The following is a 23,441-nucleotide window of genomic DNA, read 5'->3' as shown; positions in this document are numbered from 1 at the left end:
CATGACCGATAGTGAACTAGTACCGTGAGGGAAAGGTGAAAAGCACCCCGATGAGGGGAGTGAAACAGTACCTGAAACGGATTGCCTACAAGCAGTGGGAGCTCCCTTGAGGAGTGACCGCGTACCTCTTGCATAATGGGTCAGTGACTTAATGTATCAAGCAAGCTTAAGCCGATAGGTGTAGGCGCAGCGAAAGCGAGTCTGAATAGGGCGACTGAGTTTGATGCATTAGACCCGAAACCCGGCGATCTAGGCATGACCAGGATGAAGGTGCGGTAACACGCACTGGAGGTCCGAACCGATTAACGTTGAAAAGTTACCGGATGAGTTGTGTTTAGGGGTGAAAGGCCAATCAAGCCGGGAAATAGCTGGTTCTCCGCGAAAACTATTGAGGTAGTGCCTCGGACGAATACCGATGGGGGTAGAGCACTGGATGGGCTAGGGGGACGCGAGTTCTACCAAACCTAACCAAACTCCGAATACCATCGAGTACTATCCGGGAGACAGACGGCGGGTGCTAAGGTCCGTCGTCAAAAGGGAAACAGCCCTAACCTACAGCTAAGGCCCCCAAATCGTATCTAAGTGGGAAAGCATGTGGGACTTCCAAAACAACCAGGAGGTTGGCTTAGAAGCAGCCATCCTTTAAAGAAAGCGTAACAGCTCACTGGTCTAATCAAGAGGTCCTGCGGCGAAGATGTAACGGGGCTCAAGATACGTGCCGAAGCTTAGGGTTCAGTCGCAAGACTGAGCGGTAGCGGAGCGTTCCGTAGGCCGATGAAGCCATCTGGCAATGGGTGGTGGAGGTATCGGAAGTGCGAATGCTGACATGAGTAGCGATAAACAGAGTGAGATGCTCTGTCGCCGAAATCCCAAGGGTTCCTGCGCAAGGCTAATCCGCGCAGGGTGAGTCGGCCCCTAAGACGAGCCCGAAGGGGGTAGTCGATGGGAAGCTGGTTAATATTCCAGCACCTGGAGGTGTGTGACGGATCTCGTAAGTTGTCAGTCCTTATCGGATTGGTCTGGCTTCGAAGAGGTTCCAGGAAATAGCCCCTCCGTATAGACCGTACCCTAAACCGACACAGGTGGGATGGTAGAGTATACCAAGGCGCTTGAGAGAAGTGTGCTGAAGGAACTCGGCAAATTGCCTCCGTACCTTCGGAAGAAGGAGGCCCTCATAGCGGGCAACCGCTTTGAGGGGGCACAGGCCAGGGGGTAGCGACTGTTTAGCAAAAACACAGGGCTCTGCTAAGTCGGCTTCAAGACGACGTATAGGGTCTGACGCCTGCCCGGTGCCTGAAGGTTAAGTGGAGGGGTGCAAGCTCCGAAATGAAGCCCAGGTAAACGGCGGCCGTAACTATAACGGTCCTAAGGTAGCGAAATTCCTTGTCGGGTAAGTTCCGACCTGCACGAATGGCGTAACGACTTCCCCACTGTCTCCAGCACATGCTCAGCGAAATTGAATTCTCCGTGAAGATGCGGAGTACCCGCGGTTAGACGGAAAGACCCCGTGCACCTTTACTGCAGCTTCAGAGTGGCATTAGGAATGAACTGTGTAGGATAGGTGGGAGGCTTTGAAACATCGGCGCCAGCTGGTGTGGAGCCATTGGTGAAATACCACCCTGTTCCTTCCTGATGTCTAACCACGCACCGTTATCCGGTGCTGGGACCCTCTGTGGCGGGTAGTTTGACTGGGGCGGTCGCCTCCCAAAGAGTAACGGAGGCGCGCGATGGTGGGCTCAGGACGGTTGGAAACCGTCTGTTAGAGTGCAATGGCATAAGCCCGCCTGACTGCGAGACTGACAAGTCGAGCAGAGACGAAAGTCGGTCATAGTGATCCGGTGGTCCCTCGTGGAAGGGCCATCGCTCAACGGATAAAAGGTACGCCGGGGATAACAGGCTGATAACCCCCAAGAGCTCATATCGACGGGGTTGTTTGGCACCTCGATGTCGGCTCATCACATCCTGGGGCTGGAGCAGGTCCCAAGGGTTTGGCTGTTCGCCAATTAAAGTGGTACGTGAGCTGGGTTCAGAACGTCGCGAGACAGTTTGGTCCCTATCTGCCGTGGGCGTCGATATTTGAGAGGAGTTGACCCTAGTACGAGAGGACCGGGTTGAACGTACCTCTGGTGGACCTGTCGTTCTGCCAAGAGCGCAGCAGGGTAGCTATGTACGGACGGGATAACCGCTGAAAGCATCTAAGCGGGAAGCCTCCCTCAAGATAAGATATCTCAGAGCCGTGGAAGACCACCACGTTGATAGGCCGGATGTGGAAGCGGGGTAACCCGTGGAGCTAACCGGTCCTAATTGCTCTATTCGCGCTTGAGAGTTCACACCGTCAACGACAGTTTTGGCTGTCGCCGATGTGGCTCAGCAGATCAAAGTTGCACGATTTCTAGATCCCGCATGCGCCGGCTCCATAGCTTGGTGACCATAGCGTCTGTGACCCACCCGATCCCATCCCGAACTCGGCCGTGAAACCGGACAGCGCCGATGGTACTACCGCTTAAGCGTTGGAAGAGTAGGTCGTCGCCAGGCTTTGCAGCCGGCGCATGCAGGATTGAACCCATTCACTTTGTCGTAGATTTTTGATCGCGTCGAGCACGGCTCCGCGAGTTTTCGGTGGCTTGGCGCGGGGTGGAGCAGCCCGGTAGCTCGTCAGGCTCATAACCTGAAGGTCGCAGGTTCAAATCCTGCCCCCGCAACCACCGAGCCATTCAACCCGCAGCCCGCGCGACCAGTCGGTCGATCCCCCGGATCGCCCTTGGTGGTTGCGCCTCGTCAGGCTCATAACCTGAAGGTCGCAGGTTCAACTCCTGCCCCCGCGACCAGCGAAGACCCCCGCCTCGGCGGGGGTTCTTGCGTTTGGGGCCGGTACGACGCCAGGAGCAGCCCACGCCGCCAATAATCCTGCCTCGCAACCACCGACATTCATTGGCGAGAGCAGCGAGCTTGTGAACTTCACGTGCCCCGGCGAAGGCCGGCCCGGTCAGCATCGTCCCGTAAGAGCTATCGGCCCGGCCCGAAACTGAGGGTCAGGATCGCCCGCACCGTGCGCGGCGAGACGGGCGTGAGCAAACCGGAGGGCGCGACCAGATAGCCTTCGGTGCCGGTGATGTTCGACGCGAGCACGCGCAGCTCGGCCGGCCGGCCGGCCAGCCTGAAGCGCCCGCGCGCGCCGAGGTTGAGCGTCGTCACCGCCGGCGCCTTGAAGCTGTTCACGGTATTGGCCCAGCGTTCGCCGAGATGGCTGAAGCCCGCGTCCACCGACAAGTCGTCCGAAAGCCGCCGTTCGATATTGGCGTTGACCACGAACTGCGAGATGCCCGCCGCGCTCCCCCCGACGATGCCGGCATCCACGAGCGGCCCGGTCACATCCGAATCGAACACGACCAGGCCGGCGACGACCCGCGTCGCATCATCGACCTGTCCCGCGATCGAGGTCTCGAAGCCTCGGTGGCGTACCTCGCCGACCAGCCCGAACGATCCGTCGCTGCGGAACCCCGGGGTCGGCTTGGAGACCTGGAACAGCGCGCCGATCAGGGTCAGTCGCGGCGTGATCGCGTAGCGCGCGCCCAACTCGAACTGCTCTGCCTCGACCGGCGGAAGGACCTCCTCGCGGTTGGTCGCGGACGCGGGCGCCGACCCGGTTTCCTCCAGCCCGGTCACCCAGCTCCCGAACAGCGCGAACCGGCTGGTCAGGTTGACGACGGCGGAGATATTGTAGTCGGTCGTGTTGCTGATGCGCTCGCTGGTCACGCCGGACGTCGATTGCACCGCCTTGTCGTAGCGCGTCCGGTGCACGCCGAAGCGCAGCTGCACCCGGTCGCGCCAGGTGAGGCCATAGCCCGCCGAGATCGTATATTGCCTGACCACGTCCTCGCCGCGCGTGCCGGACCATGGGCGTTCGGGCACATCCGGCGGATCGCCGGTCTCGAGGTCGAACGCGCCCAGCGGGGTGGCGAGGGCGGAGGCGAGCTCGGTGACGGTGTGCCGGCCGCGCAGGGCCAGCGTGATCTGGTTCCCGAAATCGCCCGTCTCGAACGCGCGTCCGAGCCGGATTTCACCGGTGTCCGAGTCCTTCCATCTGCGCTGCGGGGTCCGAAGCGTGGTGGCGGTCGCGTTCCCCTGTGCGTCCGACGAGATCAGCGTGTTGTCCCCGTTGTCGAGGACCCAGATCGAGCGAAAGGCCGAAGCGTCGATGGTGAAACCGTGGAGCTCGCCGCGGTAGAGGAGGCCGAGATTGGTGGTCGTGGCCGCAGTCCGCGCCCAATCCGGCGAATATTGGTGCAGTATCCTCGGGTTCGGCGGCATCGCCGCTGCGTTCGGGATCACATAATAGTCGCCGTCATATTGGCGATCGTTGACCGACGCGAACCCTCGCAGCCGGTGACCGGGCGCGACGGTCCAGCCTATGACGGCACCCGCGGTGAGGCTCGAGCCGTTATAGCCCTGCGCATATTGCCGGTCGGGGCTCCAGACGAAGCCACCGGCGAGGCTGAGCGCCCCGTCGCGCAGCGAGACGTCGCCCTGAAGCACGCGCGTGCCGAAATCGCGCAGGCCCGCACCCAGCCGCAACTCGTTCGCCGGTCCGGCCTCGCGCAGCCGGTAGTTCACGACGCCCGAGGGCGCCGGATAAGGGAGGCGGGCGGCGTTCACGCCGACGCGCACGCTCACACCGGACAGCACTGAGTCGTCCAACGCACCACCGCGACTGAAATAGGCCTCGTCGATGCGATAGGCGCCGCTGTCATTGAGGTCGAAGCCACGGACCTGACTCTCGGTGTAGAGACCCGATTGCTCGATCCCGGCACGCTCGCCAAACGCGTCGGCGGCATTCCTGACCGCATTGTCCTGCGCGGCGGCCGGCACGGCGGTGGCACACGTCATGGCGATCCCGCCGAAGCGGGTCAGGGACGCAATGCGGATCATGAATGCTTCCTCTTACCGTGGAGCGCCAAACCTAAGGGTGTCGGCCCCGAGGGCGAAGGCAGCTCGCTGCAGCCAGCTGGCGATTCGCTGCATCGATGCGGCGTTTTCCGCGAGTTGGGCTAGGATCGGCGGCATGACCCACGCTGCCGCCCCTCCCGCGCCGATCAGCTGGCGATGGATCGCCCTCTTCTGGTTCGCCGCCGCACTGTTCGAGGCTACCCAATCCATCCTCATCCAACACGCCATTGGCGGGCGTGGCGGGGAAGTGGTGCTCTTCCTGACCGAACTGGCGGGCTGGCTGCCCTGGGCGCTGGCTACGCCCTTCGTCATCGAGCTGGCGCAGCGTCACCCCATCGTTCCCGCGCCGACGGCGCGTGGGATCGGGGCGCATCTCATGGCGTTCCTGTTCATCACCCTGATCGCGGAAGGGTGGTCCGCGGCGCTCCACATGCTGTTCAATCCCTGGGCCCATCGCCAGGCGCCGACCTTCTGGGACACGCTCAGCGCAACGCTCATCTTTCACGGGCTGATCTGCGTGTTCGCCTACGCGCTGATCCTCGCCATCACCTACCTGGTGGACTCGCGGGACAAGGTGGCGCGCAAGGCGACCGAGGCCGCGCAGCTCGGCGAAGAGCTTTCGAAAGCCCAGCTCGCGGCGCTGCTCCGCCAGATGGAGCCGCATTTCATGTTCAACACGCTCAATTCGATCGCCGGGCTGGTGCGCGACGATCGCAAGGCGGCGGCCGTCAACATGATCGTCGGCCTCAGCGAAATCCTTCGCCGCACGTCCCAGAATCACAAGCCGGAGGTGACGCTCGCGGAGGAAATCGAATATCTTCAGCGCTACATCGACATCCAGAAGGTCCGCTTCGGCGAACGCCTCGGGTATGACGAGGATGTTCCGGAGACGCTGATGGATGCTCGGGTCCCGAGCCTGCTGCTTCAGCCGCTCGTGGAAAACGCCATCAAACATGGCCTGACGGAGCGAGTGGCGGGCGGCGAGATTCGCATCACGGCGGCGAGACAGGGCGCGGTTCTGTCGCTCAGCGTCTACAATGACGGCCCGGCCTTTGCGGCAGGCTGGGAGTCGAACAGCGCCGGCGTCGGCCTCGCCAATCTGCGCACGCGGCTCCGGATCATGTACGGTGACGCCGCCGATCTTGACGTCAGGAATGTGGACGGCGGCGCCGAAGTGGTCGTGACCTTGCCCCTATCGGAGACTGCATGACGCCGCCCGTGCCGATCAGCGTCCTCGTCGTCGACGACGAGCCTCTCGCCCGGCGCAATCTCGTCGTCCTGCTGCAGGGCGATCCCGACATCGGCTCGATCGAGGAATGCGCCTCGGGCGCGGAGGCCGTCGCGGCCATCCGGCGCCGCAAGCCGGATCTGCTGTTTCTCGACGTGCAGATGCCGGAGTGCGACGGCTTCGATGTCCTGGAACTGCTGGGTACCGATGGTCCGCAGACGATCATCTTCGTCACCGCCCACGACGAATATGCGCTGCGCGCCTTCGAGGCCGGCGCGCTCGATTATCTGCTGAAGCCGTTCGACGACGCACGCTTCACGAGGGTGCTGGCCCGCGCCAAGGAGAAGATCGCCCGCTACGCATCGCACCAGCAGGCACCGCGCAGGCTTGTCGTGAAGGCACCGCGTCGACTGCTTTTCATCGATGTCTCGGACGTGGATTGGGTGGAGGCTGCGAGCTATTATGCGTGCCTGCACGTCGGGCAGGAGGCGCATCTGATCCGCCGCACGATGGCGGAGCTCGAACGGGACGTCGGCGACAGCTTCATCCGCATCCACCGCTCGACCATCGTGAACCTCGCGCGCGTCAGCGGGCTCGAGCTGCAAAGTTCGGGGGACTATGCGGTCGTCTTGCGCAGCGGCATCCGGCTCCGTTTGAGCCGGCGCTACAGGCAGGCGCTGCAATCGCGCCTGATCGCGGCGCCGTCCCCCGCCTAGTTCCCGAAGATCGGCGGGCTTTTCCGTTTCTGGCGTCTCGGAGGCGCTGCATTTTGCGGCTTTCCCTCGCTTGTGATTTACGGCCGAACGTGCTTCATTCCGGCCCATCAACAGGGAGGGCCTAATGACCGACGGACCCAGCAATCCTCTGCCCACCGCGCCCGCCTCGCTGGTCGAGCGCGCCAAGAACATCATCGTCTCGCCCAAGACCGAATGGCCCCGCATCGATGCCGAACCGGCGTCGATCCAGGGCATCTACACGGGCTACGTCATGATCCTCGCTGCGATCGGCCCGATCGCCTCGCTGGTCGGGCAGCAGGTGTTCGGCTTCTCGGCGCTCGGCATCACCTACAAGCCGCCGATCGGCTATTCGATCACCTTCGCGGTGCTGAGCTATGTGATGTCGCTGATCAGCATCTATCTGCTGGCGCTGATCATCGATGCGCTGGCGCCCAATTTCGGCGGCACCAAGGACCAGCTCAAGGCGTTCAAGGTCGCGGCCTATTCCTGGACTGCCGCCTGGCTCGCCGGCGTCTTCGGGATCATCCCGATGCTCGGCATCCTCGCCCTCGTCGGCCTCTACAGCCTCTATCTGCTCTATCTCGGCCTGCCGGTGCTGATGAAGGCGCCGCAAGACAAGGCGGTCGGCTATACGGTGGTCGTGATCCTCGTCGCGATCGTGCTGTGGGTGGTCGTGTCGTTCATCGTCGGCGCGCTGGTCGCGAGCTTCTTCCCGCTTGGCGGGCTGATGGGCGGCGGATCGGTCCAGCTGCCCTAGTCGAACAGTTCGGCCTGGACGGCGCCCGAGACGGCGCCGTCCAGCACCGCCCGCTTCGCCCATTCCATATCGTTCGCGAGATAGCGGTCGGCCGCGTGGAACGGAACGACCGCGCGCAGCGTGTCGACCGCCGGCTGCAGTGCCGGCGATGTCGCGAGCGGCTTGTGGAAATCGACGCCCTGCGTCGCCGCCAGCAGCTCCACCCCGATCACACCCGCCGCATTATGTGCGATCCGCCGCGCCTTGAGCGCGCCGTGCGTCGCCATCGAGACATGATCCTCCTGCCCCGCCGAGGTCGGCACCGTGTCGACGCTCGCCGGGAAGGCGAGGCTCTTGTTCTCCGACACCAGGGCAGCCGCGGTGACCTGCGCGATCATGAAGCCCGAATTGACCCCGCTGTCGGGGATCAGGAACGGCGGCAGGCCGCTCATCTTGGGATCGATCAGCACGGCCAGCCGCCGCTCGGCGATCGAACCGATCTCGCACAGCGCCATCGCCAGGATGTCGCCGGCGAAGGCGACCGGCTGGGCATGGAAATTGCCGCCGGAGAGCGCATCCTCGCCGAACAGCAGCGGATTGTCGCTGACCGCATTGGCCTCGATCTCGAGCGTGCGCGCGGCATTGCGGAGAAGATCGAGCACCGCGCCCATCACCTGCGGCTGGCAGCGGAAGCTGTACGGGTCCTGCACCCGGTCGCAGCCTTCGTGGCTGTGCCGGATCGCGCTGCCCTCGAGCAGCCGGCGCAGCACCGCCGCGACCGTGATCTGGCCGGGCTGGCCGCGCGCTTCATGGATGCGCGGATCGAAGGGCACGTCGGTGCCCTTGAGCGCGTCGGTCGCGAGCGCGCCGGTGACGAGGGCGGAGGCGAACACCCGCTCCGCCGTGAACAGCACGTCGAGGGCGATCGCGGTCGAGGCCTGGGTGCCGTTGATCAGCGCCAGCCCCTCCTTGGGACCCAGCACCAGTGGCTCCAGCCCGAGCCGGGTCAGTGCTTCCGCAGCGGGCAGGCGTTGCCCGCCATGCGCAATCTCGCCTTCGCCGATCAGCGCGGCACTCATGTGCGCCAGCGGAGCAAGGTCGCCCGAAGCGCCGACCGAGCCCTGGCTCGGCACGACCGGTAGCGCGTCAGCTTCGATCAGCGTCAGCAATCTCTCGACGACGATTCGCCGCACGCCGCTATGGCCCCGGGCGAGGCCGATCGCCTTGAGCGCCATCATCAACCGTACGATGCTTGGGTTCAGCGGGTCGCCGAGGCCGGCGCTATGCGACAGGATCAGGTTGCGCTGCAGCTCTTCCAGCCGGTCGGCCGGGATGCGGGTGCTGGCGAGCAGGCCGAAGCCGGTGTTGATGCCGTAGACGGTGCGTCCGCTTTCGACGATCCGGCCGACGGCCGCCGCCGACGCCTCGATCGCCGTCCAGGCGTCGGCGCCGAGCGCCACCGGGCCGCCCGCCCAGATGTCGCGCAGCTCAGCCAGCGTCACCGCGCCCGGGACGAGCGCGCTCACCGGCCGACCATCGGCAGATCGAGGCCCTGTTCGCGGGCGCAGTCGATCGCGATGTCATAGCCCGCATCGGCATGGCGCATGACGCCGGTGCCGGGGTCGTTCCACAGCACCCGGCCGAGGCGCCGCGCGGCGTCCTCGCTGCCGTCGGCAACGATCACCATGCCCGAATGCTGCGAATAGCCCATGCCGACGCCGCCGCCATGATGGAGCGACACCCACGTCGCGCCCGAGGCGGTGTTGAGCAGGGCATTGAGCAGCGGCCAATCCGACACCGCGTCCGAACCATCCCGCATCGCCTCGGTCTCGCGATTGGGGCTGGCGACCGAGCCCGAGTCCAGATGATCGCGGCCGATCACGATTGGCGCCTTGAGCTCGCCCGACGCCACCATCTCGTTGAAAGCGAGGCCGAGCCGGTGCCGCTGGCCGAGGCCGACCCAGCAGATGCGTGCCGGCAGCCCCTGGAAGGCGATCCGCTCGCGTGCCATGTCGAGCCAGCGGTGGAGGTGCGGATCGTCCGGGATCAACTCCTTCACCTTGGCGTCGGTCCTGTAGATGTCCTCCGGATCGCCCGAGAGCGCGCACCAGCGGAACGGCCCGACACCACGGCAGAAGAGCGGGCGGACATAGGCCGGCACGAAGCCGGGGAAATCGAACGCATGCTCGACGCCCTCGTCCTTGGCGACCTGGCGGATGTTGTTGCCATAGTCGAACGTCGGCACACCCATCGCCTTGTAGGCGAGCATCGCCTCGACATGCTGCGCCATCGAGGCGCGCGCCTCGCGCTCCACCGTCCTGGGATCGCGCTCGCGCATCTCCACCCATTTCTCGACCGTCCAGCCGACCGGCAGATAGCCGTTCACCGGATCGTGCGCCGAGGTCTGGTCGGTCAGCGCATCGGGGTGGATGCCGCGCTTCACCATTTCCGGCAGGATTTCCGCCGCATTGCCGAGCAGGCCGACGGAGATCGGTTCGTCCGCGGCGCGGATCATCTCCAGCGCCTCGTCGATGCTGGTCGCGCGCTTGTCGAGATAGCGGGTCTCCAGCCGCTTCGCGATCCGGCTCTCCTGACATTCGATCGCAATGCAGTGCGCGCCCGCCATCACCGCGGCGAGCGGCTGGGCGCCGCCCATGCCGCCGAGGCCCGCGGTCAGGATCCATTTCCCCTTGAGGTCGCCGCCATAATGCTGCCGGCCCATCTCGACGAAGGTCTCGTAGGTGCCTTGAACGATGCCCTGGGTGCCGATGTAGATCCACGATCCGGCCGTCATCTGGCCGTACATCATGAGCCCCTTGCGATCCAATTCGTTGAAATGGTCCCAGGTCGCCCAATGCGGCACCAGGTTCGAATTGGCGAGGAGCACGCGCGGCGCATCCTTGTGGGTCGGGAAGACGCCGACCGGCTTGCCCGACTGGACGAGCAGGGTCTGGTCGTCCTCCAGCCGCTTCAGCGTCTCGACGATCGCATCGAAGCTCTCCCAGTCGCGCGCCGCCCGGCCGATGCCGCCATAGACGACCAACTCCTCCGGCGCCTCGGCGACGCGGGGATCGAGATTGTTCATCAGCATCCGCATCGCGGCTTCGGTGGTCCAATGCCGGGCACTGATCTCGGTACCGGTCGGGGCCTGGATATGGCGGCTGTTGTCCGTGCGGGTCACAGGAAAGGCCTTCTACAGAGAGTCGTCAACGCACGCACCATTGTCGATCCCCACATTTATGTCTAGACATAATATCGGTGAGCAAGACGACTCTCGAGCAGCGCATCCGCAGCGACATCGAAGCCCGAATCCGGTCGGGCGCGCTGCGCCCCGGCGACCGCATCCCGTTCGAGCACGAGCTGGTGGCCGCCTATGGCTGCGCGCGCGCGACCGTCAGCAAGGCTGTCGAGGCATTGGCCAAAGCGGGCCTGGTCGAGCGGCGGCGCAAGGCGGGCACGTTCGTCGCGCATCCCCATGTCCAGTCCGCCGTGCTTGCCGTACCGGACCTCGAGAAGCTGATCGCCGCGCGCGGCGAAGCCTATCGCTGGACACTGATCGAACAATGTCGCGCCAGCGCGTCCGATCTCGAAACCGGGGACATTCCATCTCCTGCCCTCAGGATCGATGGCGTCCATCATGCGGATGGCGTCCCTTTGGCTCTTGAGATGCGACTGATCTCTTTGTCGGCAGTGCCGTTGGCTGCTTCGCAGCCGTTCGGGGAGCGGTCGCCGGGCGCCTGGCTGCTGGAGCAGGTGCCGTGGACCGAAGCGCGCCACGAGATTGGCGCGGCGAACCCGACGCCCGAAGAAGCCGCTGCACTCGACATGCCCACGAGCGGCGCTTGTCTGGAGGTGCGACGCTGGACGTGGCAGTCCGGCGCCCCGGTGACTTATGTGCGGCAGCTGTTCCCCGGCGGGCGCTACCACCTGATGGCGGAGTTCACCCCCGGCGCCTGAGCCTCAGGCGTTCGCGCCGGCGACGATCCGCAGCTCCGGCCCGGGCAGCCCGATCCAGTAGGCGAGCTCCGCCGGCCGGCCGATCCGCCAGACGCAGAGGTCCGCCGCCTTCCCCGCGCTTACCGTGCCGATCTCGTCCTCCAGCCCGAGCGCCTTCGCGCCGTGCACCGTCATCCCCGCCAGCGCTTCCTCCGGTGTCAGGCCGAACAGGGTGCAGGCCATGGACAGCATCAGTGTCGGCGACAGGACCGGCGACGTGCCGGGGTTGGAATCGGTCGCCACGGCCATCGGCACATTGTGCCGGCGCAGCAGGTCGACCGGTGGCTTCTTCGTCTCCTTGAGCGCGTAGAAGGCGCCGGGCAGCAGCACCGCGACCATCCCCGCTTCGGCCATGGCGATCGCGCCGGCCTCGTCGAGATGTTCGAGATGGTCGGCCGAGAGCGCGCCGTAGCGGGCGGCGAGCGCCGCGCCGTGGAGGTTGCTGAGCTGTTCGGCGTGCAGCTTGATCTTGAGGCCGTGCTCCCGTGCCGCCTGGAACAGCGCCTCGACCTCGTCCGGCGTGAAGCCGATCCCCTCGCAAAAGGCATCGACCGCGGTCGCCAGTCCGCGTGACGCGGCGGCGGGCAGCAGGCCCCCGGTCGCCAGCGCGACGAATTCGTCGCGATTCTCCCGGAATTCGGGCGGCAGGGCATGGAGGGCGAGCAAGGTGGTCTCGATCCGGACGCGCTCTGAGGCGCCCAGCGCCTTTGCGGCCTGCAGCATCTTGAGCTCGGTCTCGACGTCAAGGCCGTAGCCGGACTTGATCTCGATGGTGGTGACGCCGCCCTGCATGAGCGCCCGGAGCCGCGGCAGCGCCACCTCCGCCAGCGCCTCCGCCGAGGCCGTGCGCGTCGCCCGCACGGTCGAGACGATGCCGCCGCCCGCCGCCGCGATCTCCTCATAGCTTGCGCCTTCGAGCCGCTGCTCGAACTCATGCGCCCGGTTGCCGCCGAAGACGAGATGGGTGTGGCAGTCGATGAGGCCGGGCGTCACCCAGGCGCCGTGCAGGCGTTCGACCGACTTCGCCTGATGGCCGGCGAGTTCGGTCCGCTTGCCGACCCGGACGATTCGCCCGTCCTGAATGCCGATCGCGCCATTCTCGATCGCCCCGAACGGCCCGGCCACCGCCGGGTCCATGGTCGCGATGTTGCAGTCGATCAGCAGCCGGTCCCACATGGCCTCGCCTTCTAGGGCCGAGCGCGTGTAAGGCAAAGCCATGAGCTGGACATCGATCGCCGATCTTCTGACCTCCGACGAGACCGCGCCGGTGGCCCTGCTGGGCGCGCCGATGGAAGCGGGGTCCGTGACGCCCGGGCGCTGCGACCTCGCGCCCGGTGCGGTGCGCAAGGCGCTGAAGCGGCTCAGCACCTACGATCTGGTCGAATCACTGGAGCTGGAGCTGCCGGTCCACGATGCCGGCGACGTCGCGGTCCAGGGGCTGATGCCCGCCGACGGCTTCGCGCCGATTCGCGATGCCGTGGCCGCCTGCACGGCAAGCCATGAGCTCACCCTCCTCATCGGCGGCAACAACGCGGTGACTCGCCCCGCCGCGCACGCCCTCGGCGTGCCGCTCGATGCCGTCGGCCTGATCACGCTCGACGCCCATTTCGACATGCGCGAGACCGATGACGGCCCGCGCAACGGCAATCCGGTGCGCTGCCTGCTCGAGGACGGCCTGCCCGGCGCCAACATCTGCCAGATCGGCCTCGCGCCGTTCGCCAACACCCGGAAAATGCACGAGGACGCGCTCGCCGCCGGCATCGGCATGTTCGATCTCGACTACGTCCTTGCCGAAGGGATCGAGGCCGCGATCGACGACGCCCTGGAGCGTCTCTCCCATGTCGAGGCGATCCTCGTCGATTTCGACATCGATGTGATCGACCGCGGCCAGTTCCCCGGCGCGTCGGGCGCCCGCCCCGGCGGCCTGCCGGTCTGGGACTTCTTCCGCGCCGCCCGCCGCCTCGCCGAGGAGGAGCGGGTCCGCGCCGTCGATCTCACCGAGTTCGACCCGAGCCTCGACGCCAGCGATTTGAGCGGTCTCACCGCGGCGCGCTGGGTGTGCGAGATTCTGGCCGGCCATGCGAGGCGCGGATGATCGAGACGGACGCCGCCCTCACCGACGCCTTCCGCCTCGCGATGCGGCGCGTCGCCTCGACGGTGAACGTGATCAGCCTGTGCGTCGAGGGCGAGGCGATGGGCATCACCGCGACGGCCGTCTCGCCGATCTCGATGGACCCGCCGAGCCTGCTGGTCTGCATCAACCAGGCGGCGGCCGTGCATCCCTCGATGGACGTGGTGACCCATTTCGGCGTGAACGTCCTGCATCGCGATCAGGAGGCGATCGCGCGCATCTTCGCCGACCGGCGCTTCCATGCCGAACGTTTCGCCGACGGCTGGGAGAATGACTGCGTGCGCCCGCCGCGGCTCATCGACGCGCAGGCCTCGATCCTGTGCCGTCGCATCGATCATCACCGCTTCGGCACGCACTCGATCTTCATCGGCGTGGTCGAGGAGGTATGGACGCGCGACGGCGTCGATCCGCTGGTCTATCTCGATGGCCGCTACGGCCGGGTCGGCGACTGACCTACTGCCTGGCAAACAAACGGGCGGGATCCGCCATCGCCTTGATCTCCAGCGCATTGCCGGACGGGTCGAGGAAGAACATCGTCGCCTGCTCGCCCGGCAGGCCTTCGAAGCGGACCGTCGGTTCGATCACGAAATCGACCGCGCCGGCCAGGCGGTCGGCCAGCGCACGCCAGTCGGCCATCGGCAGCACCGCGCCGAAATGCGGCACCGGCACGTCATGGCCGTCGACCGGATTGTGCGCCCGGCGCGGCGGCCCGGCGGGATCGAGATGGGCGACGATCTGGTGGCCGAAGAAATCGAAATCGATCCATTCCGCCGCACTGCGGCCCTCGGGACAGCCGAGCAGCCCGCCATAGAAGGCGCGCGCCGCGTCGAGATCGTGCACCGGAAAGGCAAGGTGGAAGGGCGGCAATGCGGTCATGGGCATCTTCTAGCGCGGTATGGAGCGCTCGGGGAGTACGGGCTTGCGACGGATCGTGGGTCGAGCGGGGTGCATCGCCTTGCCGCCGCGCGCGTTACGTGATTCCTACGGGATTTCCGGGGAGGGATGAATGCGGACGGGACTGGCAGCCTTGATGATCGCAGGCAGTGCGCTTGCGGCCTGCGCCCCGCCGGCGGTCCAGGCGCCGGGCCCGACGACCGCGGCGCCGCCGCCCCGCCCCTACAGCCCGACCGGTCTCGAATCGGTGCTGGGGCAGACCTTCCGGTCTCTGGTCGCGCAGTTCGGCCAGCCCGATCTCGATCTCACCGAGGGGCCGGCGCGCAAGCTCCAGTTCCTGGGGCCGGCCTGCGTGCTCGACGCCTATCTCTATCCGCCGCGCGGCGGGCGCGGCGAGCCTGTCGTCACCCATGTCGACGCGCGTCTGCCGGACGGACGGGAAATGGACCGGTCGTCCTGCGTCGCCGCATTGAATCAGCGCACTCAAGCGCGTTAGTTTTCCTGTTTCCGGCATTTGCGGCAACAGCATGTTGCCTTTCAACACTTTCTAAGCTTTACGCTTTTACTTGTCCAAGGGGGAAGGACAGGGACGTTTGGCCGCAGAATTAGCCATCGAGGCGCGGGGTCTGCTCAAGTCGTTCGACGGCAAGCCGGCGGTGCGCGGCATCGACATCGCGGTCCCGACCGGCAGCATCTACGGCATCCTCGGCCCCAACGGCGCCGGCAAGACGACGACGCTCCGGATGCTGCTCGGCATCATCGAGCCGGACCAGGGCACCCGCACCCTGCTCGGCCACGAACGGCCGCTCGAAGCGGCGAAGATGGTCGGCTATCTGCCCGAGGAGCGCGGCCTCTATCCGGCGATGACGACGCGCGAGGCGATCGCCTTCATGGGCGCGCTGCGCGGCCTGCCGCTCGAGGTCGGGCGCAAGCGCGCCGACATCCTGCTCGGCGACAACGGCCTCGGCGACTATGTCGACAAGCCGGTCAAGAGCCTCAGCAAGGGCATGGCGCAGACCATCCAGCTGTTCGGGACGATCGTCCACAAGCCGAAGCTGGTGGTGCTCGACGAGCCCTTTTCCGGCCTCGACGCGATCAATCAGGGGCGGCTCGAGCATCTGATCCGCGACGAGGCGGCGGCCGGCACGACGGTCATCTTCTCCACCCATGTCATCCATCATGCCGAGCGCCTCTGCGAGCGCGTGGCGATCATCGCCGGCGGGCAGATCCGCTTCGAAGGGCTGGTGGCCGAGGCTCGCGACCGGCTGGCGCCGCAGGTGCGGCTGCGCACGCGCACCGCCGACGGGCCATGGCGAGGAGCGCTGCCGGCGGACGCGCAGCTTCGCGACGGGGTCTGGGATTTCGACCTCCCCAAAGGCGGGGTCGAGCCGCTGCTCAAGGCGCTGATCGACGGCGGTGCCGGGGTCGAGGAGTTGTCGATCGAGCGCCCGGGCCTTCATGATGCGTTCGTCGCCATTGCCGGCGAAGACGCGGCCCGCGGGATGGATGATGACACCGATCCGCTCGGAGAGGCGGCATGACCGGCATCTTCGAGGCCGCCTGGGTGATCGCGCGGCGCGATTTCGTCGCCACCGTCTGGTCGCGCAGTTTCATCCTGTTCCTGCTCGCACCATTGGTCGTGTTCGCCGTTGCGTTGATCTCCGGCCAATTGATCGACGCACGGGAAGGGGAATCGCTCCGGCCGCAGGTTGCCGTGATCGCGGACGGTGCCACCACCCGCGCGCTTGGGGAGGCACGGACAAGGCTCGTGACGGGCACCTCGGAATGGTCGTTCCCGATCCTGCGGCCGGTCGATCCCGCCGAGAACCTCGCCGTCCAGGCCGGTCGACTGCTTGCCGACGGCGCCGAAGGATATTCCGCGGTGTTTTCGGGGACGCTCGACCGTCCCGTGCTGACGGGTCCGGCGAAGGTGGACGAGACTGTGGGCCGCCGCATGCAACTTCTCGTCGACGAGGCCCGCCGGACGGCCGCGCTCGAAGCATCGCATCAAACGCCCCCGCCGGTGGCAATCGAACGGGTGATGATCGATCAATCGGCGGGCAATCTCCAGATGACGCGCCGCCTCATTGCGCGCGCGGTGCAGATGATGATCTTCGGCATCACGGTCTTGCTGGCGACCCTTCTTCTTTCGAACATGGCGGAGGAGAAGTCGAACAAGGTGATCGAGGTGCTGGCGGCCGCCGTGCCGCTCGACTCGGTGTTCCTCGGCAAACTCGCCGCCATGCTCGGCATCTCCTTCGTTGGCCTCGCGCTCTGGGGCGGCTTGGGTGTCCTGGCCTATGTTTTCGTGCAGATGGTGCAGGACTGGGTGACGCTGCCGCAGGTCGCGCCGGCGGTCGGCTGGCCGGCCTTCATCCTGCTCGTGCTCTTCTACTACGGCACCAACTACATGCTGCTCGGCGCGCTGTTCCTCGGCATCGGTGCGCAAGCGAGCAACATCCGCGAGATTCAGACCATCTCCATGCCGGTCACGCTGCTGCAGGTGGTCGTCGTCATGATCGCCGTGGCGGCGGTCGGCGACGATGGCGGGGCGCTGGCCTGGTTCGCCGCGATCTTCCCGTTCAGCTCGCCGCTGGCGATGATCGCCCAGGCCGCCCGGTACGAGAGCCTCTGGCCGCATCTGCTAGCTTTGGTCTGGCAGGCGATCTGGGTGGTGGTCATCATCCGCGCCTCCGCCCGCCTGTTCCGCAGGACCGTGCTCAAATCCGCGCCGGGCGGCGCGTTCTTCAGCCTGGATTTCTGGCGCGCGGGGTCGCGCTAGCGGCCTCACCAAGGTCGGCGACATAGGTCGCGACCTCGCCGATGCCTTTCAGCACGTGCGTTTCGGCGCGGTAGGCGAGCAGCGCCTTGGTCTGGAAGTAGGTCGCCTCGGAGACCGCGATGCCGCCGGGCGGCGCGGCGCCCTGCAGGCGGCTGGCGACGTTCATCGTGTCGCCCCAATAATCATAAGCGAGCCGGCGGCTGCCGATCACGCCGCCCACCACCGGGCCGGTATGCGCGCCGACCCGTGCCCTGAGGTCGATCCCGCTCTCCTCGGCGAGGCCGCGCAGCGCCGCGACGAGATCGCGGGCGAAGGCGATCGCGTCGCCAGCGCCGGCCGGGCGCGAGGCCATGCCGCCGGCGACGGCGAGATAGGCGTCGCCGATCGTCTTCACCTTCTCGAGCCCGTGCCGCTCGGCGCAGCGGTCGGCCTCGGAGAAGCAGGCGTTGAGGAGCTGGACGAGATGGCCCGGCGACAGCCGCTTGGCGAGCGACGAGAAGTCGACCAGATCGACGAACACCACGGTCACGTCGGAGAAGGAATCCGCGACCGCCTCGCCGGCGCGCAGCCGCGCCGCGACCTCCTGCGGCAGGACGTTGTAGAGCAGCTCCTCGGTCTTCGCCCGCTCCGCCTCGAGCGCCCGGTTGGCGGCGAACACCTCGCGGGCGCGCCGCTCGATGTCCCAGTTGAAGTAGAGCGCGAAGATGAAGAAGGTCGAGAAGTTGGTGAGCGTGTAGATCCGCGCGATGCCCGGCGCGTCGGTATGAAGCGTCAGCCAGCCGGCGAAGCCCGCCGCCAGCAGGAAGGCGGAGAGCAGGAACAGCCGGAACGTGCCGGCGAAGAGGACGCTGGCGAACACGATGAGGATGCCCATCTGGACCAGCGCCATGGCGTGCGGCGGAAAGCCGGTGACCGTCGCCTGCCCGTTGAGCGCGGCGGTGAGCGCCGCGATGCCGGCGGCGAGCAGCAGGAAGGCCGGGACGTCGGTCCAGCTGTTCTCCAGGTAGAAGCGTGTCCGGGTCAGCGCGAAGAAGCCGGCGAGGAGGGCCATCAGCAGGGTGGCGCCGCCGGTATAGGCGATCACGCCCTCGCGCGGGAAATGCATCGGGTTGAGGACGATATAGGAGAGGAGGGTGGCGATCCCGACGAGGATCAGCGCCCGGATCGCCCGGCCCCGGCCCGACCGCTCCCCCTCGACGAAGGCGCGTTCCGTCCCCGGATCGGCGAAGCGAGGCATGAGCGCGCCCATATGCCAAGACTAGGGTGCGCGCTGGCCCAAGTCCATGTTCGCCTCCGCGGCGATTCTCGGCTATGGTCGCGTCATGACTCGGGATGTGGTGGCCCTGATCCAGGACGAGCGCGACCGCGCGATCGGGATTCTCCGGCAGATCGAGGAAGACGGGCTTCTCATCTACGAGGCCGAGGGCGACGCGCCGATGCGCGACGTGACCGCCAAGCGTGCCAACCGGCAGCGCCAGATCATCGAACGGATGGACCGGCTGATCGCCGCCTTCGAGCCGGCCGAATAGAGCGATTCCCGAGCCGCCTCGGCTCAGGGACGGCTCGAAAATCGCGGCAAGGCAGAGTCTCTAACCGGCGTAAATCTCCCGCGCGGCCGCGGTCAGCACCTTCATCGCATCCATGTGCGGGAAGGGGCCGTGGCTGATCCGCGCCACCCCGACGCCCGCGACCTCGGCCGCCGAAGGCGCGCCCGGGAAGGCCATGAAATTGACCGGTATCGGCGAGGCGGCGCACACCCGCTCCAGCAAGGCGAGATTGGCGAGGCCCGGCACGAAGAAGCCGCTCGCTCCCGCATCGGCATAGGCATCGACCCGGGCGATCGCCTGGTCGACCTTGGCATCGTCATGCGTGTCGGGCTTGGCCTGGAGGAAGATGTCGGTGCGTGCGTTGATGAAGAAATCGGCGCCGACGGCCTCGCGCGCCGCCCGAATGCGGGCGACCTGGTCGGGGATCATGTGGAGTCCTTCGCCGCCGACGACCTGGTCCTCGAAATTGCAGCCGATCGCGCCCGTCTCCGCCAGCCGCTTCAAATTGGCCGCCACCCCCTCCGGCGCGAGCGCATAGCCGCCTTCGAAATCGACCGTGACCGGCAGCTCGACCGCCGCCACGATCCGCGCCGCATTGTCGAGCGCGGCCGCCATCGGCAGCCCCTCGCCATCCGCAAAGCCGTTCGCCGCGGCGACCGAGGCGCTTCCCGTCGCCAGCGCCCTGGCGCCCGCTTCCGCGACCGCGCGGGCGCTGCCCGCATCCCAGATATTGTAGAGGATGACCGGATCGCCCGGCCGGTGGAGCGCGGCGAACAAGGCGGCTTTCTCGGATTGCGACGGCATCACTTTCTCCTGCTTGCGGCTGGACGATCACCCCTGAGGCGGGGGTGACCGGCCGATACCCATGGCCCGGGCGCTGGACGTTCCGTTTCTTGCGGTCAAGCGGCGGATCGGAGCGGCGAGGCAATATTCCTGCCGGCGGCAGTCTCCGGGCGCCTGCGCCCGGAACACTGGTCGGCATCGGCAGGTCGCTCCATCGCATCCGGCCTCCAGATGCGTTAAGAATTCGCAATTTCGATCATTGCACTTGTCGCGCCCCCCGAACGAAGTGCCGATCGAGGTCTGTAACGTTTCGTGGAACAGTTTGGCCGTCATCGGGGTGGATCGTCCGATCGCAGGTCCCGGAGGCGCCATGTTGGAGTTCAAGCCGTGCCGACTGTCGAAGAGCTGCTGGATGCGCCGGCACGGCTCCTCCACGAAATGGATGTGGCCGGCGGGCGGCTGAGGTTCCTGCCCGTCGCACGCAACCTGCTCGAGCGGGCCAATTTCCTCGACGGCCGGGCGCCGATCGCGATCGGGGATCCGATCGACGTCGGCGTCGATCAGGCGCTCGCCACGCCGCTTGCGCGGCCGAGCGCGCCGGACCGCTATATCTTCCACGTCTCCTTCTGCGGCTCGACCCTGCTGACCCGGATGCTGGAGCAGCCCGGCAAGGTCTTCGCGCTGCGCGAGCCCCACTGCCTCGTGACCCTCGCCGACTGGAAGGCGAAACATGCCCCGCGCGGCAGCGACGCGGTCGGCCCGCTCGCGGATTTTGCGCGCGCGGCGCTACGGGCGCGCTGGCGGCCGCGCGAGGCCGTGCTGGTCAAGCCGTCGAACTGGGCGAACAACCTGCTGCGCGAGCTCACCGCATCGCCGGCGATGATCCGCCCTCTCTTCGTCGGCATCGCACCGCGCGCCTTCCTGCGGGCGGTTTTCCGCGGCAATCGCGAGCGGCTCGCCTTCACCATCCACGCCGCCCAGCACCTCGCGAAGGCGCGGGATTCCGACGGGGCGCAGCTTGCCGCGGCCGTGGCGGTCGGCGATCCGCTCGAGAAGGGCGCGCGGATCGCATTGCTGGCGCTCCACATCCAGCTCCGCGATTTCCGGGGGGTCATGGCAGCGGGCGGCTGGGACGCCGGCCACATGCTGAGCTACGAGGACATTGTCGGCGCGCCGTTCGAAGCCGCGCAGGCCGCCAACACGGCGCTCGCGCTCGGGCTCACCGCGAACGAGATTGCCGACGGGATCGTGCGCAGCGCCCATCGCAACGCCAAGATCGCCGGCCGCGATTTCCTGCCCGAGCAGCAGGACGGCGTGAACGACGCGGTCGAGCACGGCAACGGCCGCCATTTCGACGCCGCCCTCGCCTGGGCGGAGGCGACCCTGCCGGAGTGGGACGCGGTCGCGATCGGCGACAGGAGCGCCAGCGCCTTCGGCTGATCGCGCTCAGCCGTCCTTCTCTTCCTCGAACTGCACGGCGACGTCGGCATTGGCCGAAAGCCGCACCGTGTCGCCCTCGACCCCGGCGATCAGGCCCTCCGAGAGATAGTGGTGATGGCCCTCGTGGCGGCCCTCGCCGCTGTCCTTCCTGGTGAGCTTGATCCGGTCGCCCTCGATCCGGTCGACGGTGCCGACATGCACGCCGTCCGCGCCGATCACCTCCATGCCTTCCTTCACCGCGTCGATGCCCATCACTCGTCTCCTTGCCGGATTGAACGTCCCTTAGACCCGCATCGTCACAACGCCAGCGCCAGCGCCCGTCAGGCTGTAGGCAACACGCGGTGGCACTTCGGGAAAGACCGCACGGTCGATCACCCCGGCCGCCTCGAGCTCGCGCAGGTCGCGGGTCAGCATGCGCTGCGAGATGCCGTCGAGGGCGCGCATCAGTTCGTTGAAGCGCATCGGCCCCTGACCCAGATAATAGAGGATGAGCGCGCGCCAGCGGCCGCTCAACAGCACCATCGCGCCCTCGATCGGGCAGTCGGACACACGCGTCTTCATCGCCTTCCCATCCTTTCCAAGCGTCACAAAAATGTGCGCGAGGCACAGATTTCTCCGTTCTTGCGACGCGTTTCGAGCCACTTAGTTCGGGGCTCCCACGCCAGAATGAAAGGAAAAGATGATGGAGCCCGTCCTGTTCTACGGAATTCCGGAAGGCTGTTCGTTCGGATCGATCGTCGCGCTGGAAATGCTCGGCGAGCCCTACCGGCTCGTCCGGATCGAGATACCGGAAGGCACCCAGGTGCCGGAATTCCTTGGCGTGAATCCCGCCGGCGAGACGCCGGCTCTGATCGACGCCGGGGGCAATGTCCTGACCGAGGGCGTCGCCATCCTCAACCACATCGCCGCCCGGGGCATCGACAAGGGCCTGGGCTTCCGCCAGGGCACGGCCGAATTCGACCGCCTCAACCGCCTGCTCGGCTTCCTCAACACCGGCTTCTTCGCCGCCTTCGGTCCCTATTGGTTCGCGCTGGAGCATCTCGACGACGAGGCGGAGAAGGCGCCGCTCCATGCGATGGGCCGCAAGCTGGTCGCCGATGCCCATGCCAAGCTGGAGGCGCTCCTCGGCGGCCGCGACTGGCTGATGGGGGAGAGGATGTCGATCGCCGACGCCTATTTCGCCGGCATCGCGCGCTGGAACGACTTCCACAAGGCCATCGACCGCGCCGCCTGGCCCGGCGTCGCCGCCCTCTACGACCGGCTCCAGCGCGAGCCCGCCGCCGCCTTCGCCCATGCGATCGAAGCGGGTGAGGAGCCCACCGGCAGCGGCGCGTTCCGCGGCCACCTCGCACTCGGCGAGGTGAAGCGCGCGGCCTGACGATCGGGGCCGTCGCGGGATGCTTTCCGTGGCGGCCCGTTCCCTAGTGGACGGTCCAGCGTATGGGCATCGCGATCTCGACCGCGATGGGCGCGCCGTTCTGGTCCAACGCGGGCCGGAACCTCCCCTGCGAGACGTTGGCGCAGGAGGCGCGATCCAGCGCCTCGTTGCCGCTCGTGGCAATGGTCGTGCAGCCTGTGATGCGTCCTTCGGCATCGATCGTCAGGCGCAGGATCGTTTGGCCGGATACGTTCGCCCTCAATGCGCTTGTCGGGTAGTCGTCGGCATGAACCCAGGGCCGGTCAAGTTCAGGCCATTGCCGAAGCGTGGCGAGGCGTGCCGCGTCGATCCCCCATTGAGCTTGGACGCTGTCGAGACACTGACCCACGGCAGCAATCACGCCTTCGGTCGAGGGGACGGGAATCGATGCACGAATCCCGCCATTTTGAAGGACCTGGATTTCCCGCGCCGCAGCGAACCTGTTCAGGAAATCCGGCTTCAGGCCTCGGAAGGTCGTATACGACCCCCGGGTGAAAACCATTTCGGTCTCAAACCGCATGTCGTTGGGTGCCAGCGCAATGACGACGGGACTGGCGATCCGCGATCTTTCGGTGTCATCGCGGCGACCCAGGATGAGGTCCGCAGACCCGGAGCCGGGGACGATCTGGATCGCGAAATCGATCGGCGTCGCGCCGGGTCGGGTGCGCACGAGCGAGCACATTTGCTGACCCCAGTCGACTTGCCATCGGGCCCCCTCTTCTGGGGCCGGCGTCGGCGCGGTCTGGGCGGCGATGATCGCCAGCAACAGGATCGCGGCTTTCATTGATCCCCCCTCTTCGACG

At 66.6% G+C, this 23,441-nt stretch carries 22 protein-coding genes, 1 tRNA gene and 2 rRNA genes (1 of these 25 only partly in view); 15 read left to right on the top strand and 10 right to left on the bottom strand.

Annotated elements, in window-relative coordinates:
• The 3 genes from RCO27_RS10645 to RCO27_RS10635 all read left to right on the top strand — a co-directional run.
• Nucleotides 1–2,324 (top strand): 23S ribosomal RNA (locus RCO27_RS10645) (it extends 470 nt beyond the left edge of the window).
• Nucleotides 2,325–2,420: 96 nt separating this feature from the next.
• A 5S ribosomal RNA gene (gene rrf / locus RCO27_RS10640) occupies nucleotides 2,421–2,535 on the top strand.
• Between the two features lie 93 nt (nucleotides 2,536–2,628).
• Nucleotides 2,629–2,705, top strand: a tRNA-Met gene (locus RCO27_RS10635).
• Between the two features lie 301 nt (nucleotides 2,706–3,006).
• Here the strand turns inward: RCO27_RS10635 and RCO27_RS10630 are convergent.
• A complete protein-coding gene (locus tag RCO27_RS10630) occupies nucleotides 3,007–4,929 on the bottom strand; it encodes a TonB-dependent receptor (protein ID WP_309002655.1) in 1,923 nt (640 codons plus the stop codon).
• Here RCO27_RS10630 and RCO27_RS10625 point away from each other — a divergent pair.
• The 3 genes from RCO27_RS10625 (at nucleotide 4,886) to RCO27_RS10615 (ending at nucleotide 7,669) form a co-directional block, all read left to right on the top strand.
• Entirely contained in the window at nucleotides 4,886–6,157 is a 1,272-nt protein-coding gene (locus RCO27_RS10625; RefSeq protein ID WP_309002654.1) for a sensor histidine kinase, read from the top strand. The genes RCO27_RS10630 and RCO27_RS10625 overlap by 44 nt on opposite strands.
• A complete protein-coding gene (locus RCO27_RS10620) occupies nucleotides 6,154–6,891 on the top strand; it encodes a response regulator (RefSeq protein ID WP_309002653.1) in 738 nt (245 codons plus the stop codon). The genes RCO27_RS10625 and RCO27_RS10620 overlap by 4 nt, the downstream gene beginning before the upstream one ends.
• A 124-nt stretch (nucleotides 6,892–7,015) precedes the next feature.
• Complete coding sequence (locus RCO27_RS10615; protein ID WP_309002652.1) at nucleotides 7,016–7,669, top strand: Yip1 family protein; 654 nt, start codon at nucleotides 7,016–7,018, stop codon at nucleotides 7,667–7,669.
• Here the strand turns inward: RCO27_RS10615 and hutH are convergent.
• Together hutH and hutU are read right to left on the bottom strand one after the other, a co-directional pair.
• Nucleotides 7,666–9,174 (bottom strand): histidine ammonia-lyase, encoded by a 1,509-nt coding sequence (gene hutH / locus RCO27_RS10610; RefSeq protein WP_309002651.1) that lies wholly within the window; start codon nucleotides 9,172–9,174, stop codon nucleotides 7,666–7,668. The two genes, RCO27_RS10615 and hutH, sit on opposite strands and share 4 nt — an antisense overlap.
• Nucleotides 9,171–10,829, bottom strand: a complete 1,659-nt coding sequence (gene hutU / locus RCO27_RS10605; protein ID WP_309002650.1) for a urocanate hydratase — start codon at nucleotides 10,827–10,829, stop codon at nucleotides 9,171–9,173. The genes hutH and hutU overlap by 4 nt, the downstream gene beginning before the upstream one ends.
• Before the next feature lie 77 nt (nucleotides 10,830–10,906).
• Between hutU and RCO27_RS10600 the strand changes: the two genes are divergently transcribed.
• A complete protein-coding gene (locus RCO27_RS10600) occupies nucleotides 10,907–11,605 on the top strand; it encodes a UTRA domain-containing protein (RefSeq protein ID WP_309002649.1) in 699 nt (232 codons plus the stop codon).
• Between the two features lie 3 nt (nucleotides 11,606–11,608).
• Here RCO27_RS10600 and hutI read toward each other — a convergent pair whose 3' ends face one another.
• Nucleotides 11,609–12,820 carry an imidazolonepropionase gene (gene hutI, locus RCO27_RS10595; RefSeq protein ID WP_374990376.1) on the bottom strand — a complete coding sequence of 404 codons (1,212 nt, stop codon included), beginning with the start codon at nucleotides 12,818–12,820 and terminating at the stop codon, nucleotides 11,609–11,611.
• A 40-nt stretch (nucleotides 12,821–12,860) separates the two neighbouring features.
• On the opposite strand from hutI, the gene RCO27_RS10590 reads away from it, so the two are divergent.
• Both RCO27_RS10590 and RCO27_RS10585 read left to right on the top strand, forming a co-directional pair.
• Complete coding sequence (locus tag RCO27_RS10590) at nucleotides 12,861–13,739, top strand: arginase family protein (RefSeq protein ID WP_309002648.1); 879 nt, start codon at nucleotides 12,861–12,863, stop codon at nucleotides 13,737–13,739.
• Complete coding sequence (locus RCO27_RS10585; RefSeq protein WP_309002647.1) at nucleotides 13,736–14,227, top strand: flavin reductase family protein; 492 nt, start codon at nucleotides 13,736–13,738, stop codon at nucleotides 14,225–14,227. The genes RCO27_RS10590 and RCO27_RS10585 overlap by 4 nt, the downstream gene beginning before the upstream one ends.
• Nucleotide 14,228: 1 nt before the next feature.
• On the opposite strand, the gene RCO27_RS10580 is transcribed toward RCO27_RS10585, so the two are convergent.
• Nucleotides 14,229–14,651 (bottom strand): VOC family protein, encoded by a 423-nt coding sequence (locus RCO27_RS10580; protein WP_309002646.1) that lies wholly within the window; start codon nucleotides 14,649–14,651, stop codon nucleotides 14,229–14,231.
• A 130-nt stretch (nucleotides 14,652–14,781) separates the two neighbouring features.
• Between RCO27_RS10580 and RCO27_RS10575 the strand changes: the two genes are divergently transcribed.
• The 3 genes from RCO27_RS10575 (at nucleotide 14,782) to RCO27_RS10565 (ending at nucleotide 17,451) form a co-directional block, all read left to right on the top strand.
• A complete protein-coding gene (locus RCO27_RS10575; protein ID WP_309002645.1) occupies nucleotides 14,782–15,165 on the top strand; it encodes a hypothetical protein in 384 nt (127 codons plus the stop codon).
• A gap of 97 nt (nucleotides 15,166–15,262) precedes the next feature.
• Entirely contained in the window at nucleotides 15,263–16,210 is a 948-nt protein-coding gene (locus tag RCO27_RS10570; RefSeq protein ID WP_309002644.1) for an ATP-binding cassette domain-containing protein, read from the top strand.
• Nucleotides 16,207–17,451 carry an ABC transporter permease gene (locus RCO27_RS10565; RefSeq protein WP_309002643.1) on the top strand — a complete coding sequence of 415 codons (1,245 nt, stop codon included), beginning with the start codon at nucleotides 16,207–16,209 and terminating at the stop codon, nucleotides 17,449–17,451. Before RCO27_RS10570 ends, RCO27_RS10565 begins: the two co-directional genes overlap by 4 nt.
• On the opposite strand, the gene RCO27_RS10560 is transcribed toward RCO27_RS10565, so the two are convergent.
• A complete protein-coding gene (locus tag RCO27_RS10560) occupies nucleotides 17,417–18,700 on the bottom strand; it encodes an adenylate/guanylate cyclase domain-containing protein (protein ID WP_309002642.1) in 1,284 nt (427 codons plus the stop codon). The two genes, RCO27_RS10565 and RCO27_RS10560, sit on opposite strands and share 35 nt — an antisense overlap.
• Before the next feature lie 73 nt (nucleotides 18,701–18,773).
• Here RCO27_RS10560 and RCO27_RS10555 point away from each other — a divergent pair, with 73 nt between their 5' ends.
• Nucleotides 18,774–18,980 carry a hypothetical protein gene (locus RCO27_RS10555; RefSeq protein WP_309002641.1) on the top strand — a complete coding sequence of 69 codons (207 nt, stop codon included), beginning with the start codon at nucleotides 18,774–18,776 and terminating at the stop codon, nucleotides 18,978–18,980.
• Nucleotides 18,981–19,040: 60 nt separating this feature from the next.
• On the opposite strand, the gene RCO27_RS10550 is transcribed toward RCO27_RS10555, so the two are convergent.
• On the bottom strand, nucleotides 19,041–19,802 hold the full coding sequence (locus RCO27_RS10550) for an isocitrate lyase/phosphoenolpyruvate mutase family protein (protein WP_309002640.1): 762 nt from the start codon (nucleotides 19,800–19,802) through the stop codon (nucleotides 19,041–19,043).
• A gap of 366 nt (nucleotides 19,803–20,168) precedes the next feature.
• Here RCO27_RS10550 and RCO27_RS10545 point away from each other — a divergent pair, with 366 nt between their 5' ends.
• Entirely contained in the window at nucleotides 20,169–21,221 is a 1,053-nt protein-coding gene (locus tag RCO27_RS10545) for a hypothetical protein (RefSeq protein ID WP_309002639.1), read from the top strand.
• A 6-nt stretch (nucleotides 21,222–21,227) separates the two neighbouring features.
• On the opposite strand, the gene RCO27_RS10540 is transcribed toward RCO27_RS10545, so the two are convergent.
• Entirely contained in the window at nucleotides 21,228–21,473 is a 246-nt protein-coding gene (locus RCO27_RS10540; protein ID WP_309002638.1) for a DUF2171 domain-containing protein, read from the bottom strand.
• Nucleotides 21,474–21,503: 30 nt separating this feature from the next.
• On the bottom strand, nucleotides 21,504–21,782 hold the full coding sequence (locus tag RCO27_RS10535; protein WP_309002637.1) for a helix-turn-helix domain-containing protein: 279 nt from the start codon (nucleotides 21,780–21,782) through the stop codon (nucleotides 21,504–21,506).
• 118 nt (nucleotides 21,783–21,900) lie between these two features.
• Here RCO27_RS10535 and RCO27_RS10530 point away from each other — a divergent pair, with 118 nt between their 5' ends.
• Nucleotides 21,901–22,599: a glutathione S-transferase family protein gene (locus RCO27_RS10530; RefSeq protein WP_309002636.1), complete on the top strand. Its 699-nt coding sequence runs from the start codon at nucleotides 21,901–21,903 to the stop codon at nucleotides 22,597–22,599.
• A gap of 43 nt (nucleotides 22,600–22,642) precedes the next feature.
• Here the strand turns inward: RCO27_RS10530 and RCO27_RS10525 are convergent, their stop codons facing one another.
• Nucleotides 22,643–23,422: an energy transducer TonB gene (locus RCO27_RS10525; RefSeq protein WP_309002635.1), complete on the bottom strand. Its 780-nt coding sequence runs from the start codon at nucleotides 23,420–23,422 to the stop codon at nucleotides 22,643–22,645.
• Nucleotides 23,423–23,441 lie beyond the last annotated feature (19 nt).

This window comes from Sphingosinicella sp. LHD-64 (genome assembly GCF_031157375.1).
GTDB lineage: Bacteria > Pseudomonadota > Alphaproteobacteria > Sphingomonadales > Sphingomonadaceae > Allosphingosinicella.
Note: the sequence above shows the minus strand (reverse complement) of the source record. Positions and strands in the feature narration are given on the sequence as shown.

What these genes read in the sequence shown, in the direction of transcription:
- RCO27_RS10625 (WP_309002654.1), top strand. Translation starts at nt 4,886, where the DNA reads ATGGCGATCCCGCCGAAGCGGGTCAGGGACGCAATGCGGATCATGAAT.
- RCO27_RS10630 (WP_309002655.1), bottom strand. Translation starts at nt 4,929, where the DNA reads ATGATCCGCATTGCGTCCCTGACCCGCTTCGGCGGGATCGCCATGACG.
- RCO27_RS10620 (WP_309002653.1), top strand. Translation starts at nt 6,154, where the DNA reads ATGACGCCGCCCGTGCCGATCAGCGTCCTCGTCGTCGACGACGAGCCT.
- RCO27_RS10615 (WP_309002652.1), top strand. Translation starts at nt 7,016, where the DNA reads ATGACCGACGGACCCAGCAATCCTCTGCCCACCGCGCCCGCCTCGCTG.
- hutI (WP_374990376.1), bottom strand. Translation starts at nt 12,820, where the DNA reads ATGTGGGACCGGCTGCTGATCGACTGCAACATCGCGACCATGGACCCG.
- RCO27_RS10590 (WP_309002648.1), top strand. Translation starts at nt 12,861, where the DNA reads ATGAGCTGGACATCGATCGCCGATCTTCTGACCTCCGACGAGACCGCG.
- RCO27_RS10585 (WP_309002647.1), top strand. Translation starts at nt 13,736, where the DNA reads ATGATCGAGACGGACGCCGCCCTCACCGACGCCTTCCGCCTCGCGATG.
- RCO27_RS10580 (WP_309002646.1), bottom strand. Translation starts at nt 14,651, where the DNA reads ATGACCGCATTGCCGCCCTTCCACCTTGCCTTTCCGGTGCACGATCTC.
- RCO27_RS10575 (WP_309002645.1), top strand. Translation starts at nt 14,782, where the DNA reads ATGCGGACGGGACTGGCAGCCTTGATGATCGCAGGCAGTGCGCTTGCG.
- RCO27_RS10565 (WP_309002643.1), top strand. Translation starts at nt 16,207, where the DNA reads ATGACCGGCATCTTCGAGGCCGCCTGGGTGATCGCGCGGCGCGATTTC.
- RCO27_RS10560 (WP_309002642.1), bottom strand. Translation starts at nt 18,700, where the DNA reads ATGGGCGCGCTCATGCCTCGCTTCGCCGATCCGGGGACGGAACGCGCC.
- RCO27_RS10555 (WP_309002641.1), top strand. Translation starts at nt 18,774, where the DNA reads ATGACTCGGGATGTGGTGGCCCTGATCCAGGACGAGCGCGACCGCGCG.
- RCO27_RS10550 (WP_309002640.1), bottom strand. Translation starts at nt 19,802, where the DNA reads ATGCCGTCGCAATCCGAGAAAGCCGCCTTGTTCGCCGCGCTCCACCGG.
- RCO27_RS10540 (WP_309002638.1), bottom strand. Translation starts at nt 21,473, where the DNA reads ATGGGCATCGACGCGGTGAAGGAAGGCATGGAGGTGATCGGCGCGGAC.
- RCO27_RS10535 (WP_309002637.1), bottom strand. Translation starts at nt 21,782, where the DNA reads ATGAAGACGCGTGTGTCCGACTGCCCGATCGAGGGCGCGATGGTGCTG.
- RCO27_RS10530 (WP_309002636.1), top strand. Translation starts at nt 21,901, where the DNA reads ATGATGGAGCCCGTCCTGTTCTACGGAATTCCGGAAGGCTGTTCGTTC.
- RCO27_RS10525 (WP_309002635.1), bottom strand. Translation starts at nt 23,422, where the DNA reads ATGAAAGCCGCGATCCTGTTGCTGGCGATCATCGCCGCCCAGACCGCG.